Annotated in this window: 5 protein-coding genes and 1 pseudogene; 2 read left to right on the plus strand and 4 right to left on the minus strand. The window is 68.3% G+C overall.

Going from position 1 to position 12,065, the window contains the following annotated elements; genetic code table 11:
- Positions 1 to 532: 532 nt before the first annotated feature.
- Both OHU89_RS01485 and OHU89_RS01490 read right to left on the minus strand, forming a co-directional pair.
- A pseudogene (locus OHU89_RS01485) lies at positions 533 to 1,630 on the minus strand (IS701 family transposase); the annotation flags it as partial.
- Positions 1,631 to 1,671: 41 nt separating this feature from the next.
- A complete protein-coding gene (locus OHU89_RS01490; protein WP_405639050.1) occupies positions 1,672 to 7,560 on the minus strand; it encodes an RHS repeat-associated core domain-containing protein in 5,889 nt (1,962 codons plus the stop codon).
- Between the two features lie 576 nt (positions 7,561 to 8,136).
- Between OHU89_RS01490 and OHU89_RS01495 the strand changes: the two genes are divergently transcribed.
- Complete coding sequence (locus OHU89_RS01495; RefSeq protein ID WP_405639052.1) at positions 8,137 to 9,900, plus strand: FAD-dependent oxidoreductase; 1,764 nt, start codon at positions 8,137 to 8,139, stop codon at positions 9,898 to 9,900.
- Positions 9,901 to 10,027: 127 nt separating this feature from the next.
- On the opposite strand, the gene OHU89_RS01500 is transcribed toward OHU89_RS01495, so the two are convergent.
- Positions 10,028 to 10,303, minus strand: coding sequence for a hypothetical protein (locus tag OHU89_RS01500; RefSeq protein ID WP_405655091.1), 276 nt, complete (start codon positions 10,301 to 10,303; stop codon positions 10,028 to 10,030).
- Here OHU89_RS01500 and OHU89_RS01505 point away from each other — a divergent pair.
- Positions 10,198 to 10,488 (plus strand): helicase associated domain-containing protein, encoded by a 291-nt coding sequence (locus tag OHU89_RS01505; protein ID WP_405639054.1) that lies wholly within the window; start codon positions 10,198 to 10,200, stop codon positions 10,486 to 10,488. The genes OHU89_RS01500 and OHU89_RS01505 overlap by 106 nt on opposite strands.
- Positions 10,489 to 10,855: 367 nt before the next feature.
- Here OHU89_RS01505 and OHU89_RS01510 read toward each other — a convergent pair whose 3' ends face one another.
- Entirely contained in the window at positions 10,856 to 11,851 is a 996-nt protein-coding gene (locus OHU89_RS01510; RefSeq protein ID WP_405639056.1) for an endonuclease/exonuclease/phosphatase family protein, read from the minus strand.
- Positions 11,852 to 12,065: the final 214 nt, after the last annotated feature.

The raw sequence follows: 12,065 nt of genomic DNA on the forward strand, positions 1-12,065 counted from the left end.
CATAGGCGTTGCTGCAGGCAAGACGCCCGAAGCAAACTGTTTCCGGCTTACCAAATACGTTGGTCTGGGGATACCAGTAGCCGACGGCGTTTGAATTCTGGTTACTTCCCATGAGGCCGAATTGCCCGCGCAGATCGTCTGCGTCGTTCGAAGAGGGAGTGTTCTCCTTGACCGATTCCTCTGCCACGTTGTCGTCCACGCCGTCGCCGTCGCAGTCGTTCGTGGAACACCCACTGGTACTACAGCCGTGACTCGCGATCTCGCTTGTCGCGGGTGGCGTAGTGGCAGCGTTGTGCGCGTGCTTGGTGGGTTCGGCGCCAGCGTGACTGGATGATCACGATCGCCGGTGGTGGCGGTGTGGTGGCCCAGACGAGCCGGTTGAGCAGGCGGCGGATCTCCTCGGCGGTGTAGCGGATCAGCTTTTCAACGCGGCCCGACGGGCCCCCTTTTCGGGCGCCTGGGCAGGGTCGGCCGGTGCGGGCAACAGGTGGTGTCCGTCGGGTTCCTGGAGGTGGCGGCTGCGGGTGTCAGTGATCGTGAGGAAGGCGAGGGCGGCCATGGAAAGGGTGATGTGGCGGTGCCAGGCGTCCCAGGTGCGGACCTCATAGTGGTCCAGGCCGCAGTCGGACTTCGCGGTCTCGAAGCAGTCCTCGATTCCCCAGCGCAGGCCCATCACGCGGACGATCTCGCCGATCGGGGTGCCGGCTTTGGCGTGCACGGCGAAGTAGGCGATCTGTGTGGGGTCGGTGATCGAGCGTCGCACCAGCAGCAGGTGGACATGGCCGCGTCGGGGGCCGCCTTCGGCGCCGCCGGGCCAGGTGACGTCGGCCAGTGCCCAGTCGTAGGAGCGCAGACCCTTGGCTCCCACGCCGCAGGAGCGGCGTTCGAAGATCAGCGGGATACCGGCGGCCAGCTTGTCCACGCGCAGAGGCCCGGTGCCGTGGGTGGACACCGTCTCGTCCACCGGGACGGCCATGACATAGGGGATGCGGCGGCGCTCCAGTGCGCCACGGAGCTTGCGGTCCTGGCCGTAGGCGCTGTCGGCGGCTACCCAGCCGAAGGGCACTTTGGCCCGGCGGCACCGCTCGACCATGCGCCGGCCCAGTTCCGGTTTGGTCACCACTGCCTTCGCGCGCGCTCGGGGAATGTGCTGGGTGCGGCAGCGGCCGGCGTCGGCGCACCAGGCGGCGGGCAGGTACAACTCGCGGTCGATCAACGCGCGTCCAGTGTCGGTGGCGTACGCGCAGAACACCGCGACCTGGCAGTTCTCGATCTGGCCGGTGATCCCGGCGTACTGCGGGGCCACCCCGGCCGACATCCGGCCCTTCTTCAGGAACGCCGTCTCATCCAGTACCAGCACCCCGTCCGGCCGGGCCAGGAACTGGACGACGAACGACCGCAGGGCGTCACGGAGTTGATCCGCGCACCAAGTCGAGCGGGCCAGGAACCACTGGACCCGGTCCGGACTCGAGTGCCCGACATGCTCGGCGATCTGCCACCCGTTCTTGCGCTCGACCGGCGCCACCAGCGCCTTCACATAGGCCATCGCCATCCGACGCGGCTCGACCCGCCCGAAGACACCCGCCAAAGAGGCGAAGAAGTCATCGAACCAGCCCGCCCACACCTGCACCGCCCGCTCCGTACTCACGGACAGGTCAACGCATCACACGGCTACCGGACACGGACACGAGTCACGGCTGTAGTACTGGAGGTGTTCATCCGAGTCAGGCCGGACGGGTCGGCGTAGTTGATGGGGTCGTTGCCGCTGTAGCTGTAAGCGGAGAGATTCTGTGGGTCGTGCGGGGTGCTGAGGGGGTCGGGGCTGAGGAAGCGGCCGAGTTCGGGGTCGTAGGCGCGGGCGCCGAGGAGGGACAGGCCGGTGCTGGTGTCTTCGGTTTTGCCGAGGAAGCCGTTGTCGGTTCCGGTGGGCAGGGTGCCGTTGCGTTCGTTGCCGAAGGGTGTGTAGCGGCGGCGGGTGGCGGTGCCGGTGGTGGCGTCGACGGCGAGTTGGGTGGAGGCCTGGGTGTCACCCATGAGGTAGGTGACCTTGCCGTTGGTGGCAGTGGTGCCTTCGGTGGTGCGCATGGCCACGGTCGTGTCGCCGCTGGTGTAGTAGCGGGTCGCGGTGACCGTGATGCCGTCGGTGGTGCGCAGTTCCATGCCGCCGATGGATGCCACGGTTTCCTGGGGGGTGGTGCGGACCAGGAGGTTGCCGTCGGCGTCGTAGGCGTAGCGGGTCAGTTCGCTGCCGCCGGATGTGGTGGTCTTGACCGTTCCGATCTGGCCGAGCGGGTTCCAGGTGTAGTCGCTGGTCTTCCCGGGTGCGACGCGCTTGACCATCTGGCCGTTGTTGTCGTAGGTGAGGTTCTCGGTCGCGGTGGTGGTGCCCGCGCTGATGGTGTTGATCTTGCGGACGCCGTGTGGCTGGGCGGCGTTCTCCTTGGTCCAGGTGCCGGCGTCGTCGTAGCCGGGGTAGAGGTAGTCGCGGGTGGTCTCCGTGTGGGCAGAGTCGAGCTCGGTGACGGACTGCAGGTTGCCCATGCGGTCGTAGTTGTAGTCCGTCTCGTAGGGGTCCTGGCCGGTGAAGTCGGAGACGGTGTAGGTGGAGCAGCCGCTGACCTCGGCGCGGGTGTAGGAGGTGATCAGGCGGGCCTGGTCGTCGTAGCGGAAGCACTGCGACTGTGCGGTCTGGCCGCTTGCCTGTTCCCGTATGCTGACGATCTTGCCGTCGTTGTCGTGGGTGTAGAGGTCCTGCTGCTTTTCGGTGGTGATCACGCCGGCGTTGACGGTGGTGGTGATGCCCCGCAGCCACCGTGTGCCGCCTGCGTAGTAGTAGCTGTAGCTGCGCTGAGCGGTGACGTCGCTGGTGGTGGTGCCGGACGGGCCATAGGTGCGGTCGGTCAGCAGGCCATACGCGTCGTAGCCGGTGCCTCTGATGTAGGTCTGCCAGGGCGAGGTCAGGGTCTTGGAGCGACCGTAGGCGTCGTAGCTGTTGGTGACGGTCTCTTCGTCAAGGCCGCCGGCCTTGGGGTAGGTGACCGAGGTGATGTGGTCGGCGGCGTCGTAGGTGTAGCGGGTGGTGTGGTCGCCGGCCAGCCCGGTGACGGCGGCGGGAATGCTGACGGTGGTGCTCAGCGCGCGGCCGCGGTCGTCGAAGCTGCCGGTCTTGGTGGTGTAGAGGTTGCCGTTGGTGTCCCGGCTGGTCATTGACGTGATCTGGCCCTTGCCGCCGGTGACACCGTCCCAGTACCAGGAAGCCAGTTCGGTGCTGCCGCTGGACACCGAGGCCTTGCGACCCAGGTTGTCGTAGCCGAAGGTCAGAACGGTCGAGCTGCCGGGCAGGGGGTGGTTGTAGTTGCTGGTGACGGTGACGATGCGGCCGTTGGCGTCGTAGGTGGTGTCACTGCGGCCCGCGTCCGGGTCGAGGGTTCTGGTGCGCTGGCCGGCCCAGTCGTAGGTGTAGCTGGTGGTGTTGCCGCGCGAGTCGGTGATCTTTGAGAGGGCGCCCTTGGCCGTGTAGTCGTACAGCGTGGTGAAGCTGGCGGCGCCGTTGTACTCGACGACCTTGGACGTCTGCCCGTACACGTCGGTGTAGGTGTCGACCGGCTTGGCGGCGGCCGGGGTGACGGTGGTGTAGTCGCCGTGATAGGCGGTCAGCACCTTGCCTTGGTTGGACGCACGGCTGGTGGTGCCGTCATTCCACAGGATCTGCGACATGGTGGTGCGGCCGGCCCAGTCCAGGGTCAGGTCGGTGTAGGAGGGCAGGTCCTCCACCTTCGGGCTGACCGGGCCTCCCGTGCCTGCGGTGCCCTGGTTACGGAAGACCGCCGAGGTGCCGGTGACATTGCCGGAGGTGTCGTAGCGGGTGACGGCCACCTGCCGGTTCGGTACCTCCGCTCCCGTAGTGGTGTCCACGCCGTCCGGGATCGGAGCCTGCGCTTCCCGGGCACGGCCCAGGCCGTCGGCGTAGGCGTAGGAGGACAGGTAGGTGGTGCCGGACTGCAGGGTGTGGCTGGCCACCCGGGGGAAGCCGTCGACCGAGTCCGGGACACCACCGCTGTTGGTGGAGGTGGGGATGCTGTAGCTGAACTTCAGCGACGGCGAGGAGCCGGTCTCGGTCGGCCTCCACACCTCGGTGGAGCGGCCCGCAGCATCCAGAGTGATCTTGGTGAGCTTTCCGTTGGCGTCCTTCGTCTGATACGGCACGCCCCAGAAGCGCGACGTCCACACCGTGGAGGTCAGGGCCGGGCGCAGGTCGGTGACGGCGTTGCCGGGCTTGGGGGTGGTGGTGGTGACACCGTCGACGGGCCAGGTGTTGGCCGGACTGTAGGTGGTGGTGGTGCGGTTGCGGTCCGCGTCCTCGGTCCAGATCACCCGGCCCGCGTCGTCGTAGCCGGCCTTGGCCTTGACGAAGTCGGTGGTACTGGCGCTGGCGTAGGTGCGGGTCTCGGTGGGGTTGCCGTCGACGGGCTTGTTGCCGGCCACGTCGGCGGCGTTGTCGAAGAGGGTGGCGGTGTAGCCGTCCTGGTTGCCGCTCGCACGGTCCGCGCAGCCGGCCGCATAGAGGCGGGACTCATCGGCCAGGACGGTCCAGCGCTGGATGCTGGTGCCGTCGTACAGGTCGTCGTTGTAGGCGCGGCCGTAGGTGGTGCAGCGGTTGTCGGCGATGCCGGCTTCGCCCTGGTCGTCGGTGCGCAGCGGCAGGCCGTAGGTGCCTGAGGCGGGTTCGGCGGAGTCGTATTCGTTCTGGACGATGTGGGTGCGCCAGCCGGTGGAGATCTTGGTGAGGGTGGTGGTCTCGTCCTCGCGGACGAAGCGGGCGTCGGGCAGGCCCTCGTACTGGGCGGTGTTGTGGTCCCAGTAGTGGTGGAAGACCCGTTGCTGGGAGTTGCCGGTGTCGTCGCGCTGGGAGGTTTCGATGGTCTTGCCCTGGAGCCAGGGCGAGTCGGTGTAGGCGGTGCCTTCACCGTCGTAGACCTTCACCGAGCGGGTGTCGGAAGTGTCCTTGGAGGTGCGGTCGCCGTCCAGGCCGCGGTAGAGCCAGTGGAAGGTGGAGTGCTTCACCGCCCCGGTGCCCGCGGTGACCTCGACGCGCTGGTAACCGCGCCACTCCGACCAGGACTCGTCCTCATCCGCAGTGAGCGGGTCGTTGGTGAAGCGCCAGGCGGCGCCGCCCTGGTAGTCGTAGGTGGTGGTCATCTCCGGGGCGCCGTCCTGGCTTTCGGTCACCGTCGGATCGACGGTGACCTTCGTGACCAGGAACTTCTTGAACCAGCCGGACTTCGCGGTGGTCTCGCCCTCGGGCGTCCACTTCTGCCAGAAACAGTCCTTCGTGTTCGACGCCTGCGTGGGCAGATCATCGATACTGCACGGGTTGGGTGAGCCGTAGGACACGGTGGTGGTCGCGCCCAGATCACCGTGGACGGTGTTCACGCGGCGGAAGTTCAGCTCGGTGGAACCGACCTTGTTGTCCAGGTCGACACCGTTGAAGTTGATCACCGGCAGGACGATGTCCGTTCCGTTGCCGTAGGTCTTGCGCTGGACGTAGTCCAGCCACAGCGTCTTACCGATCGTCTCGGCCGGGTCGGGCAGGCCGTGCTTGGTCTGGTACTGCTGCACCAGATCCCAGCCGTCCATCGTCGTCTTGAGGGCGAACGTCTTGATGTCCCACAGCATGTCCTTGCTGAAGAACGTCGGATAGTACGTCTTGCCCGCGCAGTTGTAGTCCGCCGACGTACCGTCGCACAGCAGGTCGACGGGGACGTCGGGGTAGGAGCCGGGGGTGGCTTTGATCGACGGGCAGGCGTCCACCGTGTCGCGCAGCGGGTCGGTCTCCGTCATGCGCTCCGTGCACCGGCCCGCATGGGTGAGTTCGACCTTGCCGGTCGGCTTGGAGCCGGTGATCTGGGCCGGCCAGCCGTACTCGATCGTCTTCAGATAGCCGCTCGCGGTGTAGGAGCGGGCCTGGTCGACATCGGCGACGGAGCGGTAGTAGTTGGTCTCCCTGTCGTAGAAGTAGGCCGACTCCACCTCGTTCGCGTCGATCGTGCGGTCCAGGCTCCACCGCCAGGCCTGCGTACACGGCACCGGGAACTGCGCATGGCACGGCTCGCCCGTGTTGTTGCCGACCACGGGGACGGTGAACACGGAGGAGGTCGTGGCGCTGGTGCGCTCGGAGCGGCCCCAGCCGAAGTAGTAGCGCTTGCCGTCCTGGGTAGAGATCACCCAGTACTCGTCGTCCGCACCGTGCCCCCCGGTCAGGTGCTGCACCCGCCAGCCCGGATCGTTCTGCAGGTGGTAGGAACCGGTGCCGGTGTTGTCCTGCACCAGCGTCGAGGAGACACCGTTGAGGTTGATGACATAGACCGCGCCGTCGGCCTCTCCGGCGGTGTTGGGCGAGTCCCAGCACAAGTCACCGATGGAGGACAGGCCGTCCTGGGTGCAGTTGCGGTAGCGCCGCTCGATGAAGCCGACATTCAGGTCCCAGCCCATGCCGACCCAGGACGCCTGATTGTTCGACGCCGAGGTCCGCCCGTCCACCGCCTGCGAGTTGTACGACATCGCCAGGGACGGAGCCGACCCCATCGCCGGAGCAGGCAAGCTGACGGGCAGGCTGTACGAGAACGCACCCGACCCGGTCGCCACCTCCCACGACCCGGTCGGCGACAGGGTGGAGGCGCGGTAGTCGCCCTTGTCCGACGACGAACCGGTACCCAGCAGGAAGGCCGAGCCCGAATCCGCGCCCAGCTGCGTGGACAGACTACTGTTATCGGGCTCGGCCGTCACCGTCGCCGTCAGCGTGCCCGCCGCGGTGTCGTTGTCGGCGGGGACGAACTCACGCTCCGTGCAGCCTTCCACCTCCGGGGTCTGCAACGCACACACCGGAACCTTCACCAGCCGCAGCCGGGACGCGAAATCACCACCGAAGGCGTACTCGAAACCCGAGTAGTCGATCGCCACCTGCACCAGGCCCGGCGAGGCCACACCGTCGGTGCGGGTCACCTGCACACCCAGCCCCACACCACCGGCCGGAGCAATCTCCGCACGGTCCAGCACCCGCACATCCACCTGCTCCGGCGACACCAACTCCGCAGCCGGCTCAACCGGATCGGCCGGGGAGCTGGGTTCACCGGAGGCCGACTCCGACGGCTGCGCCGAAGCATCCGCGCCCGGCTCGCCGGTGGCGGAAGCAGTCGCCTCCGGGCCCGCCGTCTCCGCCGCCGCGGCGTCCGCAGCGTCTGCGGTGGCGGTGTCTGACGGCGTGGGAGAGGTGTCGTCGGCGGCCAGCCTGGTGTCGGTCAGCTGGGCGGCAGCACCCTCCCCTTCGGGGTCGGGTGCGGGGGCCACCTCGACCACCTCGGCGACCTCGGTGCCCGCGTCCCCGGCCGTCTCGCTCGGGGTGACCGACGGCTGCGGGGTGACCGTACCCGGCTCCCCCGGCTCAGCTTGCGACAGATCAACCGTCGCCTCGGCCGCCTCGGGCCAGCTCGGCTCCGGCAGCGCCTTCCCGGCCTCCTCCGCCTGCTGCGCCGGAACCGTCCCCAGCGACTGCGAAGGCACCAACGGCGTTGAATCCTCCGGCGTCGCCGCCGCCGCAGGCGGCGTCACCACCGATGTGGTCGACAACAGACCGGCCAACACCGCGCCCGCCAACGACACGGACAACCAACGCGCACGCCGAGCAGCCACCCGAACCCCCCACACAACCCCCGCGCACCAAACGGCCAGGAGCCACGAACCGATGAACAACAAAAAGGGACTGGCCAGCGCCCAAGCAGAACCGGTCATGCTCCCCAGCACGAAGAACCCGGCCCAACCAGAAAGTTGATCAGTGAAGCAGGACAGTAACTCCCATGAACAACCCGTGAACAGAGGACCAAACGGACACACTCCACCCCCCGAAGTGACCTTTATCACAACCTTATAACTGCAGGTCAGAGACCTTACAACGGGACCGAACCGGGCCTATCCGGCGAAGAAGCAAGGGATCTGGAACGCCTTGGCCGCACGCCGTCGGGTGCGCCGAGGTGATGCGGCATCAAGCCAAAGAGGCCCAAGCTCCGTTGGCCGTCTTCCGGGATCGGTGCGTCGCCCATATCCTCGTGCGCCGGTGGTTACCTACGGTAAGGGGCAGCGATGGGCGGCACCACACGCAGAGGGTTCCTGGGTTCGGCCGCGGCCGCCGGCGGCGGGGTCGCCCTCGCGACCCCCCAACGGGCCGCGGCCCGGAACAGCGCCGCCGCACAGACCGTGGCCGTACTGGGCGGAGGCGTCGCAGGACTCACGGCCGCCCACGAACTCGCCGAACGCGGCTTCCGGGTCACGGTCTACGAACGCAAGGCGCTGGGCGGCAAGGCCCGCAGCATGGACGTACCGGACAGCGCCACGGGCGGCCGCGGGCCCCTGCCCGGGGAGCACGGCTTCCGCTTCATCCCCGGCATCTACCACAACCTGCCCGACACCATGCGGCGCATCCCCTTCCCCGGCAACCCGGGCGGTGTCCACGACAACCTCGTCGCCCCCAAGGAGATGCTGTTCGCCCGGTCGGGCGGCCGCGAGGACATCCGGATCCCGCTTCCGTGGCCCGGCAACACCCCGGCCGAACTCACCCCCGACGAGATCCGCCGCGCCCTCACCTCGGTCCTGGACACCGCCTTCAACCTCCCCCTCCACGAGGCCCTCTACTTCGCCAACCGCTTCCTGGTCTTCCTCACCAGCTGCGATGAACGCCGCGACGAGACCTGGGAGCAGATGCCGTGGTGGGAGTTCGTACGGGCCGGACGGATGTCGTACGACTACCAGCGGATCCTCGCCATTGGCATCACCCGCAACATCGTGGCCACCAAGGCGGAAGAGGCCAGCACCCGTACCGTCGCCACCCTGCTGGAGGCCTTCGCCTTCAACCTCCTCGGGCGGGGCGCGGACGGACCGCTGGACCGGATCCTCAACGCGCCCACCAACGAGGCCTGGATCGACCCCTGGGTGACGTACCTGAAGTCGCTCGGGGTCGAGTTCCACATCGGCTGGACCGTACGGGACCTGATCCTGGACACGGGCCGGATCGCCGGCGCCGTCGTGGAGGACCCGGGTGGTGCCCGCCGGACTGTCACCGCCGACCACTACATCTCGGCCATGCCGGTCGAGCACGCGCGCCGCACCTGGAACTCCGCCGTGCGCGCCGCCGATCCCCAACTGGCCGAGTGCGACCGGCTGGAGACGGACTGGATGACCGGCATCCAGTTCTATCTGACCGAACGTACGCCGATACTGCACGGCCACCTCGACCTCATCGACTCCCCCTGGTCGCTGACCGCGATCGCCCAGGCCCAGCACTGGCCGGGCCACGACTTCCCTGCCGACTTCGGCGACGGCACGGTCGCGGACTGTCTGTCCGTGGACGTCTCCGAGTGGGACCAGCCGGGCATCCTGTACGGCAAGACCGCCAAGCAGTGCACCCGCGCCGAAGTCGCCCGCGAGGTGTGGGCGCAGTTGAAGGCGGCGCTCAATGACAGCGGCCGTACGGTCCTGAAGGACTCCGTGCTCCACTCCTGGTTCCTCGATCCCGCTGTCGACGGCCTCGGCACTCCGAACCCGGTCAACGAGGAGCAGTTGCTCATCCATCCGACAGGGACCTTCCACCACCGTCCGCGATCGGCTACGAAGATCCCCAACCTCTTCCTGTCCGGCGACTATGTGGCCGTGCCCATCGATCTGGCCACCATGGAAGGCGCCAACACCTCGGCCCGGCAGGCCGTCAACGCCCTGCTGGACGGGATCAGTTCGGCCGCGGAACGCTGCACCGTCACCCCGCTGTACCGGGCCCCCGAGTTCGAGCGGATCAAACGCCACGACCGCACCCGTTACCTCCTTCGACTGCCGAATCTCTTCGACGTCGGTTGACAGCAATGCTGAACCCGCCCCCGGCGACGGGGATCCCTGGGCTCTCCCGATGCTCCGGCGAATCAGCGCCTGTTACCTGGGACCGCGGGCGAGCTCCTCGCCATGTGTGGCGGGTCCTACGGGTGTATCAGCTGGGGCGTTTGAGGCGGTCGGCGAGCTGGCATTCGGGACGCCAACACGGGCCTTTCCTGCATCCCTCGCGCACGTGACGGCGGGTGGGGCGCTCCCGGCCCTGCCGGGGGACGTCGTCGTCCAGGGCGAGGACCTCGGAGTGCGGATCGCCGGGCAGGTGGCCGGGTGGGACCGGCTCGTGCCCGTCCAGCAGTACCTGATGGAGCCCGTCGGTGTGGATCCCGAGGCCGAGGGCGTGGCGGTGGTGCCGCCACGGCGTTCGGGCGGCCAACCCTTGCGGCCGCCCGTCAGTTCCACGCCCGGGAAGGGCACTTGCAGCTGGCGCGCAAGCACGGCGAGGCCGTCGACGGCGAGGAGATCAAGCTGGGGTCTTTCCTGGACAACACACGGCGCCGTGCGGCCAAGCTGCCGGCAGAGCGGCGTGCGGATCTCGATGTCCTCGGCATGCGCTGGTAAACGGGGCTGCCCCGGCGTCACATTCAGCCGGGATTACGACATAACCAAGGCGCAGACCATCAGAACGCGAGGCCCGGACCACGGTGGTCCGGGTCTCGCCCTGATTGCCGGCCAGCCCTGTGAGCGTTCACGGATTTCCCCACGATCGCGGCCTTGAGCGTCACGCAATTCCCCAGACCGAGGTCCCCTCGCGATGGGGTGCTCCTTCGTGGCCGTTTGATCGGAGCGTGTTGAGGGCAACCACGAGTTCGAAACCCCACTCGGACGAACGAAGGGCTCCACCCTGGCGGTGGAGCCCTTCGTCATGTCGTCATGCCGGCGGACTTCTGGGCTCGTACCGCGAGCTCGGGGCATGCGCGGCCGTCACTCAGCGCAGCGTGAGCACGCTCCGGACGCCTGAGTGGTCGGAGGGCCACAGGCCTGACGGGGTGCGGTCGGCCTGTGTGTGGCCCACCAGGTTGGCCGTCAGCGCGGTGACGCTGCCGCGGAAGAGCACGTAATCGATGCGCTGGCTGAGGGTGGAGGTGGGGTTGCGCAGGTCGGGGGCCTGGCAGCAGGTGAAGCCGGGCTCGCGCCCGCGGGTTGCGGTCCAGGCATCGGTGAAGCCGGCGGCCAGCAGGCGGTTGTAGGTCTGGGTATCGGTCCCCGGTGTTGCGCCGACTCCGCCGGCGGCCGAGTTGAGGTCGCTGAGAAGGACGGTGGGAAGTGCGGTGTCCAGCGGGCCGTCGAGCAGCTCGACGGCCTGCGCCTCCTGGACGGTGCGGGAGAGGGGGTCCAGATGGGTGGTGACCACCCGAGCTGTGTGCCCGCGCAGGGTGGCATCGGCAGCGACCCAGCCGCTCAGGAACCGGAGGGGGGCGTTGGGCGGGCAGCCCAGCACCGGGCTGCAGAGGGGCACGTGGTTCTGGAACTGCGCCGACTGTGCGTTGGCCACGGAGAAGACACGCGCGGGCAGGTCGGTGCGGGCCAGGAGTGCGTTGCGGTCGGTGAGCCGGATGTCCTGCAGGCCGGCGGGCGTGGACCGCGGTGCCTCGAAGTCGCTGAGCTCTACGGTGGCCACGGCTCTGTAGTGCTCGCCCCGGGCGGCGAGCTTGTCGAGAAGGATCCGCAGGACGTCGTACTCGACGTGGGTGGCGCTGCCCGGTCCGGCGGGGGTCTGGCTGCGCCAGAGCACGGCTTCCTGCAGGCCCACCAGGTGGGGGTCGCTGTCGGCGATCTCGTCGGCCAGCGCCTCGGCGCGCTCGGGGAAGTTCGTCGCCTGGACGTTCGCGTACGCCGCGGTCACCGCGGCGACGAGCGCCTGGGGGCTGGTGGCGGAGAGGACGGGCGTGAGGTCGGCACCCTGGTAGACGTTGCGGGTCATGACCCGCAACGTGGCAGGGTGCTCGGCGGCCGAGGCCGTGGCGAGTGACCCGGGTGTGAGAAGCAGAAGCGTGCCCAGAGCGGCTGTGAGCCAACGGTGAATCATCCAGGCAGACCTTTCGGTGAAGAGCGGGTGAAAGCCCGCGTCTTCGGCGAAATCTAAGGTGGCCAGCGGGACGTGGCGATCCGGGTGTGGGCCGTCCGGCCGACGCACT

The sequence above is a fragment of the Streptomyces sp. NBC_00019 genome (assembly GCF_045041015.1).
Classification (GTDB): Bacteria; Actinomycetota; Actinomycetes; order Streptomycetales; family Streptomycetaceae; genus Streptomyces.